The 23,326-nt window shown below is 32.5% G+C and carries 24 protein-coding genes and 1 riboswitch; of the genes, 1 reads left to right on the top strand and 23 read right to left on the bottom strand.

Annotated features, from left to right (window positions below; all coding sequences use genetic code 11):
- Position 1 precedes the first annotated feature (1 nt).
- On the bottom strand, positions 2 to 952 hold the full coding sequence (fabK, locus tag ACFWUA_RS07625; RefSeq protein ID WP_416197452.1) for an enoyl-[acyl-carrier-protein] reductase FabK: 951 nt from the start codon (positions 950 to 952) through the stop codon (positions 2 to 4).
- 13 nt (positions 953 to 965) lie between these two features.
- Positions 966 to 1,961 carry a beta-ketoacyl-ACP synthase III gene (locus ACFWUA_RS07620; RefSeq protein WP_416197451.1) on the bottom strand — a complete coding sequence of 332 codons (996 nt, stop codon included), beginning with the start codon at positions 1,959 to 1,961 and terminating at the stop codon, positions 966 to 968.
- Between the two features lie 208 nt (positions 1,962 to 2,169).
- Between ACFWUA_RS07620 and fabZ the strand changes: the two genes are divergently transcribed.
- Complete coding sequence (gene fabZ / locus ACFWUA_RS07615) at positions 2,170 to 2,601, top strand: 3-hydroxyacyl-ACP dehydratase FabZ (protein WP_416197450.1); 432 nt, start codon at positions 2,170 to 2,172, stop codon at positions 2,599 to 2,601.
- A gap of 16 nt (positions 2,602 to 2,617) precedes the next feature.
- Here the strand turns inward: fabZ and ACFWUA_RS07610 are convergent, their stop codons facing one another.
- The 21 genes from ACFWUA_RS07610 to ACFWUA_RS07510 form a co-directional block, all read right to left on the bottom strand.
- Complete coding sequence (locus ACFWUA_RS07610) at positions 2,618 to 3,313, bottom strand: copper homeostasis protein CutC (RefSeq protein WP_416197449.1); 696 nt, start codon at positions 3,311 to 3,313, stop codon at positions 2,618 to 2,620.
- 101 nt (positions 3,314 to 3,414) lie between these two features.
- The gene (locus ACFWUA_RS07605) at positions 3,415 to 5,073 is read right to left on the bottom strand and encodes a cobalamin B12-binding domain-containing protein (protein ID WP_416197448.1); all 1,659 of its coding nucleotides are present in this window, start codon (positions 5,071 to 5,073) and stop codon (positions 3,415 to 3,417) included.
- Positions 5,073 to 6,176: an NAD/NADP octopine/nopaline dehydrogenase family protein gene (locus tag ACFWUA_RS07600; protein WP_416197447.1), complete on the bottom strand. Its 1,104-nt coding sequence runs from the start codon at positions 6,174 to 6,176 to the stop codon at positions 5,073 to 5,075. The genes ACFWUA_RS07605 and ACFWUA_RS07600 overlap by 1 nt, the downstream gene beginning before the upstream one ends.
- Positions 6,177 to 6,258: 82 nt before the next feature.
- Positions 6,259 to 6,405, bottom strand: a riboswitch (cyclic di-AMP (ydaO/yuaA leader).
- Positions 6,406 to 6,731: 326 nt separating this feature from the next.
- Positions 6,732 to 7,673, bottom strand: a complete 942-nt coding sequence (locus ACFWUA_RS07595; RefSeq protein ID WP_416197446.1) for a N(4)-(beta-N-acetylglucosaminyl)-L-asparaginase — start codon at positions 7,671 to 7,673, stop codon at positions 6,732 to 6,734.
- A 71-nt stretch (positions 7,674 to 7,744) separates the two neighbouring features.
- Positions 7,745 to 8,290: a 2-oxoacid:acceptor oxidoreductase family protein gene (locus ACFWUA_RS07590; RefSeq protein ID WP_416197445.1), complete on the bottom strand. Its 546-nt coding sequence runs from the start codon at positions 8,288 to 8,290 to the stop codon at positions 7,745 to 7,747.
- Positions 8,291 to 9,037, bottom strand: coding sequence for a thiamine pyrophosphate-dependent enzyme (locus tag ACFWUA_RS07585; RefSeq protein WP_416197444.1), 747 nt, complete (start codon positions 9,035 to 9,037; stop codon positions 8,291 to 8,293). It lies immediately after the preceding gene.
- The gene (locus ACFWUA_RS07580; protein WP_416197443.1) at positions 9,037 to 10,098 is read right to left on the bottom strand and encodes a 3-methyl-2-oxobutanoate dehydrogenase subunit VorB; all 1,062 of its coding nucleotides are present in this window, start codon (positions 10,096 to 10,098) and stop codon (positions 9,037 to 9,039) included. Before ACFWUA_RS07580 ends, ACFWUA_RS07585 begins: the two co-directional genes overlap by 1 nt.
- 23 nt (positions 10,099 to 10,121) lie before the next feature.
- A complete protein-coding gene (locus ACFWUA_RS07575) occupies positions 10,122 to 10,349 on the bottom strand; it encodes a 4Fe-4S binding protein (RefSeq protein WP_416197442.1) in 228 nt (75 codons plus the stop codon).
- A gap of 26 nt (positions 10,350 to 10,375) precedes the next feature.
- Positions 10,376 to 11,050, bottom strand: coding sequence for an ATP-binding protein (locus ACFWUA_RS07570; protein WP_416197441.1), 675 nt, complete (start codon positions 11,048 to 11,050; stop codon positions 10,376 to 10,378).
- Positions 11,051 to 11,064: 14 nt separating this feature from the next.
- Entirely contained in the window at positions 11,065 to 12,138 is a 1,074-nt protein-coding gene (buk, locus tag ACFWUA_RS07565) for a butyrate kinase (protein WP_416197440.1), read from the bottom strand.
- Positions 12,139 to 12,152: 14 nt separating this feature from the next.
- Positions 12,153 to 13,058 carry a phosphate butyryltransferase gene (ptb, locus tag ACFWUA_RS07560; protein ID WP_416197439.1) on the bottom strand — a complete coding sequence of 302 codons (906 nt, stop codon included), beginning with the start codon at positions 13,056 to 13,058 and terminating at the stop codon, positions 12,153 to 12,155.
- Positions 13,058 to 14,140 (bottom strand): butyrate kinase, encoded by a 1,083-nt coding sequence (gene buk / locus ACFWUA_RS07555; RefSeq protein WP_416197438.1) that lies wholly within the window; start codon positions 14,138 to 14,140, stop codon positions 13,058 to 13,060. The genes ptb and buk (ACFWUA_RS07555) overlap by 1 nt, the downstream gene beginning before the upstream one ends.
- 13 nt (positions 14,141 to 14,153) lie before the next feature.
- On the bottom strand, positions 14,154 to 15,368 hold the full coding sequence (locus ACFWUA_RS07550) for a YbbR-like domain-containing protein (RefSeq protein ID WP_416197437.1): 1,215 nt from the start codon (positions 15,366 to 15,368) through the stop codon (positions 14,154 to 14,156).
- Positions 15,346 to 16,182 (bottom strand): diadenylate cyclase CdaA, encoded by an 837-nt coding sequence (gene cdaA, locus ACFWUA_RS07545; protein WP_416197436.1) that lies wholly within the window; start codon positions 16,180 to 16,182, stop codon positions 15,346 to 15,348. Before cdaA ends, ACFWUA_RS07550 begins: the two co-directional genes overlap by 23 nt.
- Positions 16,183 to 16,321: 139 nt before the next feature.
- The gene (locus tag ACFWUA_RS07540) at positions 16,322 to 17,515 is read right to left on the bottom strand and encodes a CapA family protein (protein WP_416197435.1); all 1,194 of its coding nucleotides are present in this window, start codon (positions 17,513 to 17,515) and stop codon (positions 16,322 to 16,324) included.
- Positions 17,516 to 17,577: 62 nt separating this feature from the next.
- Positions 17,578 to 18,294 (bottom strand): PrsW family intramembrane metalloprotease, encoded by a 717-nt coding sequence (locus ACFWUA_RS07535; protein WP_416197434.1) that lies wholly within the window; start codon positions 18,292 to 18,294, stop codon positions 17,578 to 17,580.
- Between the two features lie 53 nt (positions 18,295 to 18,347).
- Positions 18,348 to 20,060 (bottom strand): phosphoenolpyruvate--protein phosphotransferase, encoded by a 1,713-nt coding sequence (gene ptsP, locus ACFWUA_RS07530; protein WP_416197433.1) that lies wholly within the window; start codon positions 20,058 to 20,060, stop codon positions 18,348 to 18,350.
- A gap of 13 nt (positions 20,061 to 20,073) precedes the next feature.
- Positions 20,074 to 20,337 carry an HPr family phosphocarrier protein gene (locus ACFWUA_RS07525; protein WP_416197432.1) on the bottom strand — a complete coding sequence of 88 codons (264 nt, stop codon included), beginning with the start codon at positions 20,335 to 20,337 and terminating at the stop codon, positions 20,074 to 20,076.
- Positions 20,338 to 20,359: 22 nt separating this feature from the next.
- The gene (locus ACFWUA_RS07520) at positions 20,360 to 20,653 is read right to left on the bottom strand and encodes a PTS fructose transporter subunit IIB (protein ID WP_416197431.1); all 294 of its coding nucleotides are present in this window, start codon (positions 20,651 to 20,653) and stop codon (positions 20,360 to 20,362) included.
- Between the two features lie 5 nt (positions 20,654 to 20,658).
- Complete coding sequence (locus ACFWUA_RS07515; RefSeq protein WP_416197430.1) at positions 20,659 to 22,578, bottom strand: BglG family transcription antiterminator; 1,920 nt, start codon at positions 22,576 to 22,578, stop codon at positions 20,659 to 20,661.
- 196 nt (positions 22,579 to 22,774) lie between these two features.
- Positions 22,775 to 23,320 carry a rubrerythrin family protein gene (locus ACFWUA_RS07510; RefSeq protein ID WP_416197429.1) on the bottom strand — a complete coding sequence of 182 codons (546 nt, stop codon included), beginning with the start codon at positions 23,318 to 23,320 and terminating at the stop codon, positions 22,775 to 22,777.
- Positions 23,321 to 23,326: the final 6 nt, after the last annotated feature.

Here is a 23,326-nt window from a genome sequence, read left to right as displayed (position 1 = left end):
ACTACTCACTCCTTTTAAAATTATATAATCTATTAAGTTCTGCTTCTGCTTCCCTCATAATATTTTCTATGATTTCACTACATGGTTTTATGTCTTTTATAAGGCCTGCAATTTGTCCTGCCATTAAAGAACCATTATCCACATCTCCATCTATAACAGCAAGTCGCAATCTTCCAGAACCCAATTTTTCTAACTCTTCAAAAGGCGTCCCCTTTTTTTCAAGTTCCAAATATTCTTTTGTAAACTTATTCTTTATAACCCTCACAGGATAACCTGTACTTCTTCCTGTAACTATTGCATCTCTATCTTTAGCTTGCACAATCATTTTTTTATAATTCTCATGAGCTATACACTCAGTTGAACATACAAATCTAGTACCAATTTGTACACCTTCAGCACCTAAAGACAATGCTGCCAAAAATCCTCTGCCATCTGCAATTCCACCAGCTGCAACTACTGGAATATCTACTGCATCGACAATTTGTGGTACTAAAGACATAGTAGTCAATTCTCCAATATGCCCACCAGCTTCTGTACCTTCAACTATCAGAGCATCAACACCTTCTCTTTCAAGTCTTCTAGCTAATGCTACAGTAGGAACTACTGGCAAAACCTTTACTCCAAAATTTTTAAGTTTTTCTATATATTTGCCTGGATTTCCAGCTCCCGTAGTCACTACTGGGACCCTTTCTTCACATACTAAATCTATGATGTCTTCAGCAAAAGGTGACATAAGCATTATATTTACTCCAAAGGGTTTATCTGTATTTAATTTCAATTTCCTTATTTCTTCTCTAATCACTTCTTTTGGTGCATTTCCAGCTGCTATAATTCCTAGTCCTCCTGCTTCAGATACAGCTTGAGCTAATTCATGAGTTGCTACCCAAGCCATTCCTCCCTGAATAATTGGATACTTCGTATTTAATATTTCACATAATCTTGTATTAAACATATTTCACCATCCCTCATTTAATCCATTTCAAAACTACTGAAGCCCAAGTAAGTCCTGCCCCAAAAGCTACCAACAAAACCACATCATCTTTTTTTATAAGACCATCATGATAAGCTTCATCCAAGGCCATAGGTATTGATGCCGAAGACACGTTGCCATACTTATCTAAATTCACATATACCCTTTCTGTAGGTACTTTAAGTCTTTTTGCCGCAGAATTTATAATTCTTATATTGGCCTGATGTGGAATGAGAAAATCTATATCTTCTAAATTCATATTTGCTTTTTTTAAAGCTTCCAAAGAAGCCCTTTCCATTGCCCTTACAGCAAATTTAAATACTTCTCCTCCGTCCATATGTACGTAGTGAAGTCTTTCGTCAATTGTTTCGTGAGATGCTGGCATTCTAGATCCTCCTGCTGGTTGAGTAAGAAAATGCCCATTAGCTCCATCTGCACCTAAATCATATGAAAGAATACCACTTCCATTTTCACATCTTTGCAAAATACAAGCTCCTGCCCCATCTCCAAATAGTACACATGTACTTCTATCTTCCCAATCAAGTATTTTAGATAAGACTTCAGAGCCGATAACTAAAACAGTCTTATAAGCTCCTGTAGCTATAAAATTTGAGCCTATAGCTAGTCCATATAAAAATCCTGAACAACCTACAGAGATGTCAAAAGCAGCAGCATTGTCTGCGCCTATATTTTTTTGTACTATACAAGCTGTTGATGGAAAAGCCATATCAGGTGTAACTGTAGCTATAAGTATTAAATCTATATCTTTAGAATCAATTTGTGCATCTTTCATAGCCTTTTTAGCAGCTTCTGTACATAAATCTGATGTAGCTGTATTTTTATCTGCAATCCTTCTTTGTCTAATGCCAGTTCTTGTCCTTATCCATTCATCTGATGTATCTACTATTTTACTCAAATCATCATTTGTCACTACATTATCTGGTACACAACTACCCAATCCTGTAATACCTACAGAATATAAACTGTTCAAAAATATGCACCTCCCGTACATAAAACAAAAATAATATGGTATAATCTATTTATTGAGCTGTCTTAATGTGAATTTTCATAAAAATCATTCCATTTTATGGAAATTTTTTAAAGTTTTTATTGAACTTTAAAAAATAGTATATAATATTCTCCAAAATATTTCAACCTTTATCCATCTAATTCCAATAATATTTTTGTGAGGTGATTTTATGCCAAATGTATTAAATGTAAATGAAATAAAAAAAATAATTCCTCATAGATATCCTTTTCTCATGATAGATAGTGTAGAAATAGTTTCGCCTGGAAAGTTGGGAATAGGGTATAAAAATGTAACTATCAATGAACCTTTTTTTCAAGGTCATTTTCCAGTTGAACCTGTCATGCCTGGAGTTTTAATTGTTGAATCTATGGCACAAGTGGGAGCAGTAGTTATTTTAAGCGAAGAAAAGTTCAAGGGAAAAACTCCATATTTTGCAGGACTTAACAAAATAAGATTTAAAAAGAAAGTTGTTCCTGGCGATGTCTTAAAAATGGAAATTGAAATAACTAGGATGAAGGGTTCTATAGGAATAGGAAAGGGCATTGCATATGTAGATAATGAAATTGCCTGTGAAGGTGAATTTTTATTTGCAATAGGTTAAAGATGAATTAACATCTTTAACCTATTTTATTGACATTTAATTTTTTGACTAATGATTTCAACTTTTCTTCATCAATATCTCCCAAAGGACTACTATCTTTTCTCACAGCAGTACCAAAATGGACTTCTTTTGCCTTTGTATAATTGATTATATTTTCTACATTGTTCAGATTAAGTCCTCCACCTACGAGTATTGTTGGATTGTTTTTACTATTCTCAATTGCTTTTCCCAATATATCCAAATTTTCTTCTATATTATTATCCTTGCCTCCTGAAGTAAGAATTCTTTTTATGCCAGGATATTTTTTAAGGATTTTGACACTCTCTATTAAATCTCTACTCTCATCTATAGCCCTATGAAAAGTAACTTCTAAACCATCTGAATACTTAAGAAGTATATTTAAGTTTTTCTCATCAATATTTCGTTCACTATCTAGAACACCTAAAACCACTCCATTAACTCCCAATTTTTTTGCAATTTTTATATCTTCAATCATTATCTTTATATCTTCCTCAGAATATATAAAGGATTTAGCATGAGGTCTTATCATTACATTTATAGGAATATTTATCTTTTTCATAACTTCATTTATAAGTCCATAACTTGGAGTTAGCCCTCCTTCTGTTAAAGAAGATACAAGCTCTATTCTATCTCCACCATTTTTCTCAATCTTTATAGCATCATCTATGCAAGTAGCAATAATTTCTAGCATCTAAATTCTCCTTTATTTATATTCTATAAATCAACTTCAATTATAGCATATATAAGTACAACAATAAAAAATAGCAGGGATAATATTTCCCCGCCACATTTTTATACTACTGCAGTTTTTTTATCGTATATTCTATTTTTATATAGAATTCTTTCAATTCTTTCCTCTTCCGATAAAACTCTTCCCTCAGTATTATCGTAAGGATATAATGCACCATTAACTAATCGAGTAGATAATTCTCCTTTTGCTGCTGGATTTCCTTTTAAATGAGGAGCATCTAATATGCCTACTTCAACAGCTTTTGCTAATACCTTTGGATCTGATAATGGATCTCTTGAGTTGTTATCTAATGATTTTATAGCATCTAATATAATATAAGCATCTTCTATAAGTTCTTTTTTTCTCTTTTGTACTACTAAATCTTTTGTCATATCAACAGTACCTAGAAACTCATTTCTCACTACACCCCTAACTATTTTGCAAGATTCTATTATATCTTCTGCATTTGCAGCATGATGAGCTTCACAAAATCCTACTACATGGTAGATATGTGGTTTTATAGCCATAGATAAATAAGCTGAGCTTGCAAGTTGCCCTTTTGCTTGATTTAAATCTGCTGGAAAACTTGCTAGTCCTGCTCTTGCCTGTCTATAAACCTTAAAGTCTTCATCTTCTAAACTCTCTATCAATTCTATCTTTGCAAGCATTTTGGCTAAGTCCATTTGAGGTGCCATAAATGCAGGAACATTGAACATAAATTGAGCTATATAATTTTTAACTCCCATCTTTTTGGCATTGTAGGCAGCCAAAAAAGCAGTAGCCACCCCTATAGCATCATGAGCATCTCTTAAACTCCAGTGATGTGATTCATTTACTTCTACTGGTATATTTCTATCTCCATGCCATTTCATAACTTGTTGATTTTCTATTATAGCATCTAATACTTGTCGTGGTCCTCTTTTATCTAAATCACTATACCAATATAGAGGAACTGCACACCAAGCATTGTGAATGGTCTCTCTAAGTACTTTGGCAAATGGTATTAAATTCTTCGTACCACTATAGCATCTAAGTAATGGATAATTTCCCCTTTGAGCAGCATCATAAAGTTTTCTAAAATCCTCTTCAGATCTGATAGGAACTCCTCCAGCTCCATCTAATCTATGATCCATTTTTTCTGGTTCAAAGAAATGTTCTTGTGCATTTTGATCAGGAGCTATAGATATAACGTCTAATACCTTAGCTTCTGCAACTTTTTCAATAGCCTTTACTGTATCCTCTATAGTTGGAAGTCCTAAATGATGTCTCAATATAGGGTAGGGATATTTGGACTCAATTCTTGAAATCAAATCTCTAGGATAATTTTCCTCTTCTATATAATCTTTTCCCTTCAAATATCCTATAACTTCATCTATATCTTCAGTCCCATAAAATATTTTAGTAAATATTCCTGTTTTTTCAGCAACTTTTGCTGTAGGTTCTGTACCTCCAAATATCCAAGTAATATTTGATATATTTTCATCTGCAATTTTTTCCTTTAACTCATCAAGTATCTTTTCTAATGGTTCTGGAGTAAGTCTATAACTTAACGCCACTATATCAGGATTTAGTTCTTTTATCTTTTCTATAATGGCATCTATTGGCAATGCAATTCCAATAAAATCTGTCTCGTATCCTTCCTTTTCTGCCAAATTGAGAAAATTCATTGTACCTGCTACATGAACGCAATTTCCTATAGTTGCTGCAATTATTTTTTTCATTATGCCACCACCTCACTATTTTTAGAAATAGTACCTGTTTGAGCAAATTCATGAATTTCATCAATACTTAGTCCATCTAATCCCAATCTTTCTACTGTTCTTCCATTGTTCCAAAAATCTCGCCCTGTCATGAGTATAGCCAAGCTTATAATGGAATCAATATATGGCGTTTCTAAATTAAACATTTTAGCAATTGAAGACATGGGAACCAAACTATATGGAACATCTTCATATATATATCTGATATTTAAACCTTTAGGAGCCACCAATCCATTATAACCTGGATTGTTTTGAATTGCATCATAAAGACACTCTCCACTAGCACCATAAGACTCGTATAGCCATTCCTTAGCTGATATAGTTTTTGTATTTATAATATTAGCAATTTTTATCCTTTCTTCATCCATCTTTTCTAAAAACTTACCTATAGATGGAGTAATTCCTTCTTTATAATATTCAAATGGTGCTCCCCTTTCTATATGACCACTATTTAATAGTGTTGGAGCTGGATGAAATATAGCTCCATAGTTGTTTAAACTTGTTTCAATGACATCTCTTGCTGGTTTAAATTGTGGATAGGCACTATAAAGCATACTTATCACTTCATCTGTTCTAATTGCTGGTATACAAGCTAGTGAAACTTCATTCTTTACTTTGAAAATATGGGCACTATTGGGACTCGTAGCACGACAAGCATATATAAAGGTTTGTGCTTCAGCTACTACAATATCCTTGTCACAGCCACATTTTCTTATAGTACTATATACTTCCAAAGCTCCTCCTGTCCTTCCAGGATTTAAAACAATTATCTGCCCATCCTCCAAATAGGGAGCCATCTCTTTTGCAATATAATTGTGACCCATAGCTGGAATAGTCACCATTATAATATCAGCATCTTTTATCACTTCCCCCACATTGCTGCTAACTTTATTTAACACTCCAATGCCTTCTTCTTCCCCAGTAAGAACAATAGTTGGATTCTCAATTAGTGGCATTATTTTTTCTAAAGTTCTATTGTACAAATTTACTGTAAATCCACTCTTGGCCAAATAGCCAGCCATAGCAATTCCACCATTACCTGCACCTAATACTGAATAAATCATACTATTACCTCCTTTGAATACCTAAAATATTTACAGCAAAATTAAAGACTATGGGGAACCATAGTCAGGTGACAATAGAATACCAATCCCCCTTCCACGCTTACGAGGTTAGCTGATGGGTTCGGGTTAAGGGCATACCCTACCTTATGGAATAAAAAGGATTCACCCCAAATATTGGTTCCCCCGCTCTTCTCACTTTATTTGTGAAAAAATTAAGCGATATAAATATATGTTGGAATTTGACATATTTTGTCAGTTGTTTTTTTGTATACATAAACAAGCTATTGTATAGCTTTTATCATATTATTGGTTTTTTAGTCGATTTATTGTGTATGTCTTTGAATTATTGAAAAGAAATATTAGATAAAATATGAACTGAAATACTAATCTAGAAAGAGTTTCACGAAATGAAAACTCATAAAAAATTGGTAAATTATCCTTAAAACATATTATATCAAACATATATAATTAAATCAAGCTTTTATAGGATGTATTCCCTAAATTTTTCTCATTTAAAAAAGTGCAGCAAAATATATTTTGCTGCACTTTTTTTCATTATTTTATTTCTTTTTTCATATATTTATCTATCCATTTATTTGTAGCTTCAACAAACTCTATTCTCTCTTTTTGGCGTTTTACTATGTACGCTTTAATATCCATTCCTTCTTTAGCTACTACAAATGAAAACTCATCTATATTGGTACCTATTCCCCATTCTCCTTTATTGTTCATACAAACTACAGAAATGTCTCTTGAAAGATTAGCTTTACGCTTTAGCTTTTCACTGAATTCTGCTACTGCTCGTTCAGCTGCTTCTTGTGGATTAAGCCCTTCCTTCATAAGCCTAACAACTTCATAGGATAAGCAACCTTTCATTATATCTTCCCCAACTCCAGTAGCTGCTGCACCACCTACTTCGCTATCTACATAAAAACCTCCTCCACAAAGTGGCGAGTCCCCAATACGACCTTCTCTTTTCATAAATAAACCACTAGTTGATGTTCCAACACACATTTTTCCATATGTATCTAGTGTTACAACTCCAACTGTATCATGTCCATCATAGGCCTTTATATTTTCTTCTGAAAAACGCTTTTTCTTTTCTCTCCAAATTTCTAAGGACCTTTCAGTACTCATATCCTTTTCTTCAAATCCATTTAATCTTGCGTATTCCTCTGCGCCACTTCCTACCAAAAAATTATTATATGATTCCTCACTTAATTTTATAGCAATAGATATTGGATTTTTAAATCCAGTAATTCCTCCAACCGCACCAACTGATAATTTGTCTCCATCCATAAATCCAGAATCTAATTCTACAATTCCTTTTTCGTTGGGAAGTCCACCATATCCAACAGATCTAAAGCTTGGTTCATCCTCTACTGATTTAATTGTCTCTTCTATGGCATCTACCGCAGAATGTTTATCTACAAGTAATTTACTTCCCTTTGAAACTCCATCATATGCCATTGCCCAAGTAGCTATAATGCCCCACATAATATCACCATATCTCCTTTCTTTTACAAATAAAAGTCAGCATATGCTGACTTTTATTTGTAAACTAATACTTATAATTGAGATTTAACAGCTTCTGCCCCTTTTTCTATTGCTTTTTGATTTAAAGGCAAGAAACGTGCTTTGTTTTCTCCAAATACTTTAGTGAAAGCTTCTAATATAGACTCAACTTTTACTAATTTTGTAACTTCTAGATAAGCACCTAACATAACCATATTAGCTACTTTATCATTTCCTAGTTCTATAGCTATTTCATTTGCTGGAATATAGTATACATCAATATCTTCTCTTGTAGCTTTTTTATCTATTAGTGATGAATTAATGAAAAGTTTTCCGCCTGGTACTATGTCTTTTTCGAATTTATCCAAAGATGGCTTATTCATAACTACTGCTGAAGTAGCATCTACAACTACTGGAGAACCTACTGGCTCATCAGATACTACAACTCCACAGTTTGCAGTACCTCCACGCATTTCTGGACCATAGGATGGAAGCCAAGATACATTTTTCCCTTCAATCATTCCTGCATAAGTTATGAGTTGTCCCATAGCCATAACGCCTTGTCCACCAAAACCTGCAAAAACTATTCTACTTTCCATTTATTCCACCTCCTCTGGAGTTCTTAAATTTCCTAGAGGATAATAAGGTATCATATTATCTTCTAACCATTTTAGTGCTTCTACTGGTGTATATCCCCAGTTAGTTGGACAAGCTGAAAGAACTTCTACTATACCAAAACCTTTCCCTTCTAATTGAACTTCAAAACATTTCTTTATAGCTTGTTTTGCTTTTCTAACATTTGCTGGATTGTTCACTGCTACTCTTTCAACAAATTGAGCCCCATGAATAGTAGCTAGCATTTCAGCCATTCTTATAGGTCTACCACAATGAGCTTCATCTCTACCATAAGGTGCTGTAGTAGCTTTTTGCCCAACAAGAGTAGTTGGTGCCATTTGTCCACCTGTCATCCCATATATAGCATTGTTTATAAATATAGTTGAAATTTTTTCACCACGATGTGCAGCATGAACTATTTCAGCAGTACCTATAGAAGCTAAATCTCCATCACCTTGATAAGTAAACACGAACTTATCTGGCTGTACTCTCTTAATACCTGTAGCTACTGCAGGTGCTCTACCATGAGCAGCTTCATGCATATCACAATTGAAGTAATTATATGCTAATACTGAACAGCCTACTGGTGCAACTCCTATTGCATTGTCAAGAACTCCTAGTTCTTCTAATGATTCAGCAACTAGTCTATGAACTATACCATGAGTACATCCTGGACAATAGTGAGTTTGAACATCTGTTAGGCCTTTAGTTTTTTCAAATACTACTGCCATTATCTTTCACCTCCATAGATTTCCTTGACTTTATCAACAATTTCTTTAGGAGTAGGAACCATTCCACCAGTTCTTCCATAGAAATATACTGGGAATTTTCCATTCACAGCAATTTTAACATCATCTACCATTTGTCCTGTATTCATTTCTACAGTCAATATTCCCTTACATTTATCACTTATCTTCTTGAACTCATCATATGGATATGGCCATAAGGAAATAGGTCTTATAAGTCCTACTTTATATCCTTCCTTTTCTAGTTGTGCAATTGCAGTCTTTGCAATTCTTGACGTAGTTCCATAAGATGCTATAACTACATCTGCATCTTCTACATTGTATGATTCTACTTTGACTTCATTTTCTCTGATTGCCTTATATTTAGCTTGAAGTTTTTTGTTATGTTCTTCTAATTCTTCTGCAGCTAAATATAGTGAGTTTATAATATTTGGTTTTCTCTTTCCACCTGTACCTGTTGTAGCCCAATCTTTTGGAGGCAAATCTCTCTTCTTAGGTTCTTTAAATTCAACTGGTTCCATCATTTGACCAATCATTCCATCTCCAAGTATCATAACTGGGTTTCTATATTGATCAGCTATATCAAATCCTTCTATGATTAAATCTACTAGTTCTTGTACATTTGAAGGTGCAAGAACTACGAGTTTATAATCACCATTTCCTCCACCTCTAGTTGCTTGGAAATAATCAGTTTGTGAAGGTTGAATACTTCCTAACCCTGGGCCACCTCTCATTATATTGACTATAAGACAAGGCAATTCTGCTCCTGCGATATAGGAAATTCCCTCTTGTTTCAATGAAATTCCTGGACTTGATGAAGATGTCATAACTCTTGCACCTGATCCAGCAGCTCCATACACCATATTTATAGCAGCAATTTCACTTTCTGCTTGTAAAAAACATCCACCTATCTTTGGCAATTCCCTGGACATATACTCAGGCAATTCACTTTGAGGTGTTATTGGATAACCAAAAAAATACTTACAACCTGCTTCAATAGCAGCGGCTCCAATAGCTTCATTTCCCTTCATGAGAACTTTAGCCATAGTTAAACCCTCCTCTTTTTTTATTATTCAGTAATTCTTTCAACTGTAATGACTACATCTGGACACATAGTAGCACAACTAGCACAACCTATACATTTGTCCATTTCTTTAACTGTAGCAGGGTGATACCCTTTTGCATTTATCTTTTCTTGATCTAATGATATGATTTTCATTGGACACACTGAAACACATAGTCCACAACCCTTGCAAATGTTTTCATCAAATGTAACTTTTCCTTTTGCTTTAGGCACTCTAATCTCCCTCCTTAAATAAAATTTTAAAGCATCCAATCTTCCCTCATGTATAATTTAATTGGAAAGATTTCACCTTCCAAATCTCTTGGAAGTTCTTTAGCAACATCTTCTAATACAGATATATATTTAATTGGTATATCTAGCTTTTGAGAAAGCTCTACTGCCAATTTTTGGCCCTTCATAACATCCTCAACTGTTGTACTCTTTAACATATGGGTATTGTTGATAATTCCTGTAACTTTAGCTCTTGCAATACCCTCTATCCCATTTAAGTACCCTAGCGCTTTTTCTAAAGTACTAGTTTCAGGTCTATTGGCATTTAATACATAGTACATTTCATATTCTCCATCTTTAAGTAAATCATGATATCTCCCCAGTACTCTAGCCCCAGCTGGGTCTCCTCCTACATCTAATATTGTATCAAATGTACTATCTTCCAATGGACCATAGGCTTCTGCTGAAATAGCTGGAATATCAACTGCAGAAGCTTTTATAGAACTAGAGATAACCTTTATCCCTAAATCAGTCAGCATTTCTTCTTTTTCTCTACTTCTAAAATATAAATTTACCACATCTAAATCAATCAACGCAACTTTTTTGCCTTCTTTTGCCAACTTTACAGCATAATTTATGCTGAATTCAGTTTTGCCACTACCATAATGACCAATAATGATTCTAATCCTATTTTCTTTCGACATATCTCCACCTTATTCTATAAATATTCTTTCGGACTTTCTTCTCCTCTAAGAACTCTAAGTCCTCCTTCAGCCAAAGCCCTCAATTCATCTTCACCAGGATAAATATATACATCAGAAATAAACTTTACTCTATCAACTAACCAACCAGTAAACATCTTGTCATAAGCTATTCCGCCTGTAATAAGTATCCCATCTACATCTCCTTTAAGAACAGCTGCACAGCTACCAATTTCCTTAGCAACCTGATAAGCCATAGCTTCATAAACTAATTTTGCTTCTTCATTTCCATCTTCAATCATTTTATCTACTTCTCTTGCATCATTAGTTCCAAGATAAGAAACCAATCCACCTTTTCCTTTTATCTTTTTATCCATTTCATCAAGAGTATACTTCCCTGAATAGCAAAGTTTAACTAAATCTCCAACTGGAAGACCACCTGAACGTTCTGGTGAAAATGGCCCATCTCCATCAAGAGCATTATTTACATCTATTATTCTACCTTTTCTATGAGCACCTACAGATATTCCACCACCTAGGTGAGCTACTATCAAATTCATTTCTTCATATTTTTTGCCTTGCTTGGATGCATGTCTCCTTGCTATAGCCTTTTGATTTAAAGCATGTACCACGCTCTTTCTCTCTATATCAGCCATGCCTGAAATTCTTGCTATGTCTTCCATTTCATCAACAACTGTTGGATCTACTATATAAGAAGGCTTGCCTATTGTTGAAGCAATTTCATGTGCAATTATACCTCCAAGATTTGAAGCGTGTTGTCCTTGTACTCCAACCTTCAAATCTTCAAGCATCTTTTCATTGACATTGTATGTTCCACCTTCTATAGGTTTTAACATTCCTCCTCTACCTACCACTGCACTTAAGGATTCTATTTCTATGCCATTCTTCTTTAAAGACTCAACTATTATATTTTTTCTAAATTCATATTGATCATATATCTTTTCATATTTAGACAATTCTTCAGTAGAATGTCTAAGAGTTTCTTCAAATATTGTATCTTCGTTTTCAAATACAGCAATTTTAGTAGAAGTACTTCCTGGATTTATAACTAAAAGTCTATAAGTTTCCATTTGATATCTCCTTTCTAATTCTTTGATGCCATCAAAACACCTAATGCAATAGAATACAATTTTGCTTCTTCAGTATCGGAACGAGATGTCAAAACTATTGGAGCACTAGTTCCTACTATAAGCCCTGCATTTTTTGCTCCTGCAAAAAATGTCAATGATTTATACAATACATTTCCTGCTTCTATATTAGGTACAACTAATATATCTGCATCTCCAGCCACAGGACTATCTATTCCTTTGTGTTTTGCTGCCTCTTTTGATATTGCATTATCTAATGCCAAAGGTCCACCAATTATACAACCTTTTATTTCTCCATTTTTATTCATATCTTCTAACTCTTTAGCATGAACAGTTGCTTCCATCTTTGGGGAAACCTTTTCCCTTGCACATACTATTGCAACTTTTGGATTAGCTATATCTAAGCTATGTGCAAAAGACACGGCATTTTCGACTATCTCTTTCTTTTGATTTAAATCAGGATGTATATTCATAGCAGCATCAGTTATTGTAAGTATTTTTTCATATGTAGGTACACTAAATACAGCCACATGACTTATAACTTTCCCAGTTCTAAGTCCAATCTCACTATCTAGTACTTGTTTCATGATAACAGCTGTATCTATAATACCTTTCATTACTACATCGGCACTTCCTGAGCTAACAAGACTTACAGCCTTTCTACAAGCTAAAACATTGTCCACTTCATCTATAACTTCAAACTGTGCTAAATCTAATCCTACCTCCTTTGCAATCTTTTCAATTTCTTCCTTATTTCCTATCAATATTGCATCTGCAATTCCTAGTTCCTTTGCTTTTTTTACAGCTAAAAGTACTTCTCTATCTTGAGCTACTGCAACTGCTAATTTCTTTGGCCCTTTCTTTTTGGCCAATTCTAATAAATCATCAAAGCCTTTCACCATTAGTACAACACCTCATTTTCATAAATTTTTTCTTTTTCTTCTCCTTCAAGAACTCTTAAAACTCCCTCATTCAGAGCTTTCATTTCATCTTCTCCTGGATAGATCACTACTTCTGCAATGAATTCTATCATATCTTTTATGATGTTTACCAAATACTCTGAATAAGCTAATCCTCCTGTAAGTATGATATTATCTACTTTGCCTTCTAGAACTGTTGCCATAGCACCTATTTCTTTTCCTATTTGATAAGCCATTGCACTATAAATTAGCTCTGCATACTCATCGCCATTTTTTATTCTTTCTTCTATTTTCCTTCCATCTGTAGTCCCAAGGTAGGACATTAATCCACCTTTGCCTTTTATCTTTATTTTCATTTCATCAAGAGTATATTTCCCTGAATAACAAAGCCTAACTAAATCTCCCACAGGAAGACTACCTGTCCTTTCAGGAGAAAAAGGTCCCATTTCACTTGCATTATTTGCATCTATCATTTTCCCAAATTTAACTGGAGTTACTGATATTCCTCCACCTAGATGAGCTACCACAAAATTCAATTCACTTAAATTTTTCCCAAGTTCTTTAGCTCTTCTGTGAGATACTGCCTTTATATTTAAAGCATGAACTAAAGATCTTCTTTCTATTTCCTTAAGTCCAGAAATCCTAGCTATATCTTCAAACTCATCAACTGCCACTGGATCTACTATAAAGGCTTTTATTTTTTCACTATCCGCAATACCTTTTGCCAAAATTCCACCTAAATTTGAAGCATGTTCACCTTGTATTCCTATTTCTAAGTCTTCTATCATCTTTTCAGTGACAACATACGTTCCACCAGGTATAGATCTAAGCAAACCCCCTCTTCCCACAACTGCTATCAAAGAAGATGTGCTTATCCCTTCAGATCGCAGCCATTCATATATTAAATTTAATCTATAATCATATTGATCTGAAACTTTTTTATACTTTTCCAGTTCTTCAGCACTATGCTCGATTTTTTTCATCTTAATCATTTCTTTTCCTTTATAGATAGCAACTTTTGTAGAAGTAGAACCAGGATTTATAACTAGTACATACTCTCTCATGCTTTCACTCCTTCTATTCTTTTTTCAAGGTAACTCTTATACTAGATGGTGAAATACTTTCTACTTTAACTCCTTGGGCTTCTCTTATATTTATATTTACATCATAGGTTCCTTCACCCAATCCGCTTAAATCTATTTCTGGAGAAATAGATTCCTTAGTTATACCATTTAAGATCGTTTCAGGACCTTTAAGAGTAATAGCCACATTCCCATAGGAATCAACAATTTCAGCAGTTAAATCTCCGCTTAAATTTTTAATATTTATTTCATTAAAATTATATTCAAAAGTCTTGGTTTCAATTTTTTCCAAATTTAATCTGACACTTATTTTTTGTTCTGGATTTAACAGCTCTACCCCTTCAGGCAACATCAAACTTACATCCACAGATCGTTTATCCATAAGCTCTTTTACATCAACAGGACTTGTTTTTATAGAATTGATACTACCAATTAAATCTCCATATCCTTTTATATCTACACGACTTGGTGAAACACTAAGAGCAGTTATTTCAACGTCACTTGGAAATTCTCCTTGAGTTTGAATTTCAATTGGTACAGATTTCGTTCTATAAACAGGAATATATATATCTACTCTATTTGGATCTTTTTCTACCCCTCTTACATCATTTCCTCCATCATCTACTAACTTAATAGGAACTGTAATATTTATATCACTGGTTCTTCCTGAAATATCTACAATTGCCAATACTTCAGAAACAGAATTGACCCAACTTCTAGGACCTTTCAAAAAGACTAATTGAGGTTTTACTTCAGCCTCTCCAATACTATAGCCATTTGGAAGTTTGCCATTAGTTTTTATTGTAACTGCCTTTTCCTTAGATACAATTTTTTCAAAAGTACAAGATACTTCTTTTGGACTATAATCTACCAATTCTACTTTGCTTGGAACCTCTAAATAAATAGGAACTTTCTTGGTTCCCTCTGAATATCCACTTAAATCAGCTATTGCCACAATATCTTTGTCCTTAATTTTTAGAACATCACTTCTTCTACCTGAAATTTTTACATTTACTTTTATTTCTTGTGGTTCCATTAAAACCAAACCTGAGCGATCTAGTACTTCTAAATTTCTAAAGACAACATCTACATTTCTACATTCTTTTGTTATTCTCGGGTTGACATCATTCATTACATAGCTCCACAAAATAATAGCTATAGCCAAGGCAAAAATCTTGACAGTCAGATCATTCTTCTTCTCCTTGTTCATCTTTCCGCCTCCACTTTATTAAAAAACTTTGTCTTTGTTCTTTGGGTTTATATAAATCTAAAAGTATTTGCTTCAATGTCTTTACATCTAGATACCTCGCTAAACTTCCATTTTCAGCTATTGATATAGCTCCTGTTTCTTCTGAAACAACAATAGCTAAACAATCAGATTTTTCCGAAACTCCCAAAGCCGCTCTATGTCTAGTACCTAGTTCCTTGCTCAAAGACATATTGTCCGTTAAAGGCAAGAAACATCCCGCTGCTTTAATTGTATCTTCCTTTATCACAACTGCTCCATCATGTAGTGGTGTATTAGGTATAAATATGTTTATGAGTAAACCACTAGATATTTTACCATCTATTCTGGTTCCTGTTTCTACAACTTCATTCAACCCAGTTTCTCTTTCCATAACTATAAGTGCTCCAATTTTTTGTCTCGAAAGTGAAGCAACAGCATCCACTATTTCATCCACATTCTCATTTACATTCTCATCTTTTATCTCCATAAAAGATTTAGTGAAAAATCTACTTCTTCCTAAATATTCTAGTGCTCTTCTAAGTTCAGGTTGAAATACAATAAGAATCGCAAGGACTCCAACAGTCATAGTTTTTTCCAATATCCAATAAACTGTATAAAGTTCAAGCCATTCACTTATTTTAGTAGCAACAAACAAAACTAAAATTCCTTTAGTCAACTGTTCTGCTCTAGTTTCTCTTATAAGCATAAACAATTTATAAAAAGCAAAAGCAACTATTAAAATATCTATTATGTCTCTAATTCTAATATTTAGAAACAATTCTTTTAAATATTGCAAGACCCCACACATCCTTATATTCTATTTTAGAATAAAACAATATAATTCTATTATATAACAAATAATTGCTAAATTAAATAAATACAGATAAAAATTAATAATATATATATTAATTTTTATTAATCAAAAAAGCCAGATATTATTGCTGGCTAACTTTCTTCATTGTATTCTCATAAGATTCCTTAATTTTTGCCAAAATTTCCTGATTAGTTTCTTTATCTATAAATTCATCAATAGGTATTATTTCATATTTAGCTTTTCCATTAGAACTATATTTTTTAACCCAAGTAGGTATATATGTAATATTTTTAATAGTAGTTTCGCCTTTGGCAAAGTCCTTTTCTACTTCTATATTTATCATGATTCCATCTTCTGTATACTTATTTTTTATAGTTTCCCTTCGTTGATTTGACAAAAAATTTCCCAGGGAATATATAATAAAATTATCTTTTCCACCATATTCTACAATTTCCGTCTTCTGAATAACATGAGGATGACTGCCAAATATTATATTTGCTCCCCATTCCACCATTTTTCTTCCCAATTCCATTTGTTCTTCTGAAGGCTCCATTTGATATTCATTTCCCCAATGAATAAACACAACTACTATATCTGAACCCATTTCTTTTAATTTATAAATATCATTTTTTATCTTGTCCTCATCTATAATATTTATCATATAGCCCAATTCTTCTTGTGTCAATGTATATTCCATTCCATTGCAACCATAAGTATAAGAAAGTAGACCTATATTTATATCATTGACCTTTTCAATAAGTAATGGTTCATTTTTTTCACGATAAGTTCCAATATTTTTAAGCCCAGCTGCTTCAATATTTTCTATAGTTGATAAAAGACCTTTTTTCCCTTGATCCAATGCATGATTATTTGCCGTAGACAATATGTCAAATCCTGTATAAGACAATGCTTCTAAAGATTCCATAGGCGAATTGAAATTTGGATATCCTTTAAATCCTACATCTTCTCCAGCTGTAACTGTTTCAAAATTTACCAATGCTAAATCTGCAGCTTCTACATATTTTTTTACATATTTAAAATTATCTTTAAAATCATAAGTGTTTGTATTTGAATCATAAGCTCCCTTTATTTGAGGAGCATGAAACATAACATCTCCTGCTGCTAATATAGTGGCAGTACTTTTTCTATCTTCAACTGGCTTTTCTTCTTCAATTGTTTTTTCTTTCTCATGAGAAACTATATCATTGCTTGTCTCATTTTTAAAAATATCTCCCCTATAAAAAGAATAATGAAGAGAAGAGAAAAGCAATACCAACAATAAAATAAATATAATATATAATTTTTTATTTTTCATAAAATTCTCCTTAAAATATTTCATACTAATATTTTACACTTAAAATAATTTTTCTTCAACATCTATTCTCTTTCTCTTTTTTCTCCTATAAATCTAGATTTAGAATCATATAAATACTTGCTAAGTCTTCTTTCATTTAACCACCATAAATATACAACATAAGGCAAAAATATTATAGTCAATTGAGGAATATTGGCCATAAGTATAAAATCAAATATACCATGGAAAATAATTGGCATATATAATGATCTTCTATAGTTTCTTTTTTTTCTTCCTTCTTCTTGACTAAATTTTGCCAATGACAAATAATACCCCATAGTTACAGCAAATACTCCATGAGCTGGAACTGAAAGTATTCCTCTGTAAAAGCCAATATATGGATTATAGCTATATCTATATACCACATATATTATATTTTCTACTGTGGCAAATCCCATAGATGAAAGCACAGCATAAACTATACCATCTAATTTTTCATTAAAGTATTTCGTTTTGTATGCAGTTTTTAATACTACTAATCTTTTAAAATACTCTTCTGTAAGTCCTGCTACTATAAAGGCGGTATAGAAAGATCCAAATATACCAGGTAATATATTGAAATAGCTTAAAAATTGCTCTACAAAAATAGTTGGTATAACTGCCAATGCACCTAATATATAAGTTAAAAGAAGAATTTTAAAAGGTTCTCTGTCATATCTATCGCTTAAATATATACCTGCTATTATGGCTATTGCTGGTGTTATTGCAATGATAAACAATCTAATATTCAAAAAATTCACCTCCATATTATACTTAGTAGTATTTGATTTTTTTAAAAAAATAACCCCAAGCATTAATGCTTGAAGGTTATTTTTTCATCTATATATTGTTTAACTTGTAGAGGGGTTTCTAAATTTAAAATTTCTTCAATCATATTTTCCATTTCAATTTTTGAAATATTTTTGATTATATATCTTGCTTTCAATATAGAAGAAGCACTCATACTAAATTCGTCAAGTCCCATCCCTAAAAGTATCGGAATAAGCCTCTCATCTCCAGCAGCTTCTCCACACATACCTACCCAAATTCCTTCTTTATGACCATTCTCTATAGTCATTTTGATAAGTCTAAGTACTGCTGGATGGTACTGACTGTATAAATAAGATATATTTTCATTTCCTCTATCTACTGCAAGAGTATATTGAATAAGATCATTCGTTCCTATACTGAAGAAATCCACTTCCTTAGCAAATACATCGGATTGTATTGCTGCAGAAGGTATTTCAACCATTATTCCCACTTCAATATTTTCGTTAAATGGAATTTTCTCAACTCTCAATTCATTTTTTACTTCTTCAAGAATTTGTTTTGCATCTCTAAATTCTTTTAAACTAGATATCATAGGAAACATTATCTTTATATTTCCATATGCACTGGCTCTCAATATAGCTCTCAATTGAACTTTAAATATATCTACTCTATCTAAACAAAGTCTAATAGCTCTATAGCCTAAAAATGGATTCATTTCTTTTGGCATTTCTAAATATGGTAGCTCTTTATCTCCACCTACATCAAGAGTTCTAATGACTAATGGTCTTCCTTCTAATTTTTCTGCCACGATTTTATAGGATTCAAATTGTTCTTCTTCTGTAGGTAGTTTATCTCTGTCCATATATAAGAATTCTGTTCTATATAGTCCTACGCCTTCCCCGCCATTTTCAATTACTTTATCTATATCATTTGGAGTACCTATATTCCCAGCAATTTCAACCTTATAGCCATCCTTTGAAATACTTTTACTATTCTTTAGTTCTTTCAATTTATTTTTAAATTCTTCAAATGCTTTTCTTTTTTCTTTATAAGTATTTATTTCATCTTGAGTTGGATTTATAATCACAGTTCCTTCTTCTCCATCAATGATGATCATATCATTGTTTTTAACTGATTTTGTCATATCTTTTACTCCAACAACTGCAGGAAGCTCTAAGGTCCTAGCCATAATAGAAGTATGAGATGTCCTACCTCCAACTTCAGTTACAAAACCAAGTACTTTGTCTTTTCTCATCTGAGCAGTATCAGATGGAGTTAAATCTTTTGAAACAATAATATATTCTTCTTCTAATGTAGATAAACTTATATTTTCTATACCCATCAAATTGTTTATAAGTCTTTTAGATATATCTTTTATATCAGCAGCTCTTTCTTTTAAATATTCATTGTCCATATTTTCTAGTATGGAAATATAATTGTTTGAAGCTTCTTTAACTCCCCATTCTGCATTTACACTTTCGAGCTTTATTTTTTCTTTTATGAAATCAATAAATTCTGGGTCTTCTAACATCAATTTATGAGCGGAAAATATTTCAGCCTCTTTTTCTCCTAGATTTTTTAAAGCATACTCATAAATTGATTTAACTTCTTTTAAACTCTTTTCAATAGCAGCATTTAATTTAGCTATTTCATCAGAGATATTTTCTATATTTTTCTTTTCAACTTTTGCTTCTATTTCTTCTTTCAGAAAAACTTTCCCAATAGAAATACCGGGAGACACTCCTATACCCTTCATGGTATACTACCCCCTATTCTCCAAATTTGCTATTTACTAATTCTACCAATGCCTTTACTGCCTCTTCTTCATCTTTTCCATCTGCAATTATATTTATAGTTGTTCCCATAGCTGCACCCATACTCAATATCCCCATGATACTTTTGGCATTGTATTCTTTCCCATCTTTTTCAACTTTTATATCTGATACATATTTAGAAGCTTCTTTAACAAATAAACTTGCTGGTCTAGCATGTAGACCTGTTTCATTTTTCAACACTACTGTTTCTCTATACATTTGAATTCCTCCCATTTTTAATTTAAATTATCTTTTTAATAATATCTTCAGAGTTGTTTATTATATCTTTACAGCTTATATATATTTTGGGCAATCCTTCAAATCTTTTTATATTGCCAATAGGCATATCATTAGTTAAAATTACAGCTATTGCTTCTTTAATATCTTCTTCTCCTATAATATCACTTTGTATTTCTCCTTGTGTCTCTACTTTTATATCTATTCCTAATTTATCTGCTGCCTTTAACAATGCTTCTTTTGCCAAATGAGTATATACAAGCCCTAATGGACATGATGTTACAGCTAATATTCTCACAACACTCACCTTCTTGACAAATAACCATATATTTCTTCACTTGAACTCAACTTTCTGATATCATTCAAAACTTCTTCATCGCCTAATATTTCATAAAATTTAGAAAAAAATTTTTTTATATTAAACCTTGATTCTTCTTTAAGCGCCAACATAAAGACTAAATCTACAGTGCTTTCTCCCCATTGAACTGGTTTTTCTAATATAGCCAACGCTATTACAGGCCTTTTCACATATCTTTGGTTTCCATGAGGTATTGCAACCCCTTTTCCTATAGCAGTAGATGTGATTTTTTCTCTTTCAAATACTTCATCTAAAAAAGCTGGTTCTATATACCCATATTTCAACATGTAATCGCCAAGTACATTAATTACCTCTTCTCTAGTTTTTAAATTTAATTTTGGAAATATAAGAGAAGGGCTAAAAAATATACCTAATGCATCGTCTAGTATTTTCTTATATGGTTTTCTTATTCCTTCTATATTTTTAATCCATTTTTTGATTTCTTCTATATCTCTTTCTTCAACAAATGGGCTTATCTGTATAACAGGTTTTAAAGAATATTCAAAAGGTACTGTTGAAATAACTATATCGAAATTTTTGTTTTCAATATTCTCTACCTCATGTACTGAGATTACATCTACTATATCCAAATCAGGAAGAGCTTTGCCAAGTCGCACAGATACTAGCTGAGAAGTTCCTACACCACTTGAACAAACAATTATAGCTTTTGTATTTATTTTTTGTCTTTCCAATGCAGCACCAATATGAATAGCAATATATCCTATTTCATCTTCATTGACTTTATATCCATAATACTTTTCAAACAATACACTGCTTGCCCAGCTTGCTCCAAAAATACTTGGATAGTTCTTCTTTATTTCAGGTAATAAAGGATTTTTTATAACAAGATCATACTTAAGCCTATTGACAGTAGGTTCTAAATGAAGAGCTAAACCAGTCAATAGTACCTTGTCATTGCTCAAATCAACTGACAAAATACTTCCTATAAGCTCTATTATTTCCATAGATAATTTAACCACATCTTTATCTAAAATAGATAAGAGTCTTTCGTCATCATATCTATAATCTCTTTGAATTTTAGAACCTAATATATGCATAGTTATATAACATATCTCGTCTTCAGGTATACAAACTAAAAATTCGCTCTCCAATTTTTCAGCTATACGCTTTGCTATACTGTACTCTCTATGTGATTTAATCTCATCCTTTTTTTCACAATCCAATTTAATACTTTTACTTTGTTTAACCCTTTCAACAGAAATAGATATATGAAAAATCAAGCTAGACATTGCTTCATCAGTAAAAAAAAAGTCCATTTGTCTTTCAGCTTCCAGTAAAAGTTCTCTTATGAAATTTAAGCTTTCCCGCGAAAACTTGTCTCTATCTTCCTTAAACACTTCTGTAGCCAGTTTTCTGAAATCCTTTTCGCTACCTATGATTTCCACTCCATGATTTTGTTTTCTTAAAATAGATAAATTGTATTTTTTTATATCCTCCTCTATTTTATTTATATCTTTAAGTATTGTTATTCTACTTACATAAAGCTTTTCAGCAAATTTCTCCATAGTAATAGGTTTTTCACACTTCAACAATTCTTTCAAAATATACCTTTGTCTTTCTTCAGGCAAAAAAGCTCCTCCGTAATTATCAATTTCATTAAACATTTTTCTTAATTCGTTTTCTCTACTATGATCTATTTCAATCCAAACTCCAACTCTAGGTTTCCTGACAATGCTGCCATATTTATTTTCTTTAAGATAGATATCTATTTCATCCAAATCATTTCTAATTGTCCTATTTGAAACATTAAGCTTAGTTTCCATCTCTCTTATAGTCATAGGTTGGGTGCTATTTAAAAGTATTTTGAGTATTTCTATCCATCTTTCTTTGAATACACCATTCATCACTACACCCCACATATCAATATAATCCGGCAACTAGTATACATTTTCATTCTTTATACTTGTATAATACCATACGAAAACGTTATTTACTAGCTTTGAAAGGTACTTTTTTGTTACGGATTAATGTGGCAATAAATTACTAATATAGAGAGTAAAAAACTCTAGGAAAGTCCTAGAGTTTTTATAACAAATCAATTTAATATTTTATAAACATTTCTTTCTTTGCACCACAAAGTGGACATTTATCTGGTGCTCCATTTGCCTCTACATATCCACAAATTGGGCAAACATAAACTTCATTGAATTCTACATCTTTTCCTCCATCTACTGCTTCTTTAGCTTCACTGTACATTTTAGAGTGAACTTTTTCTGCTTCTATAGCAAACTTCATGGATTGAAGTGCTGCTTTTTCATTTTGCAACTCTGCAACAGCTATATAAGCTGGATACATTTGTTCTACCTCGAAATTTTCTCCATTTATAGCCCCTTGTAGGTTTTCAGAAGTAGTTCCTAGACCAAATCCTGCTCCAGCAGTAACTTGGAAGTCGCCACTTTCGTCTTTCATAGCTTTAAAATGACCTGTAGCGTGAACTTGTTCTGCAAAAGAAATAGCTCTAAAAAGTCTTCCTACATTTGGGAATCCTTCTTTTTCTGCTTTATCTGCCCAAATTAAATATCTCATATGTGCTTGGCTTTCACCGCCAAAAGCTGAGCGTAAATTTTGCGCTGTCATTGCGTTCATATAAAA

It is taken from the genome of Sporanaerobacter sp., from assembly GCF_047830725.1.
Classification (GTDB): Bacteria; Bacillota; Clostridia; order Tissierellales; family Sporanaerobacteraceae; genus Sporanaerobacter.
This window is presented reverse-complemented; position numbering and strand designations above follow the sequence as displayed.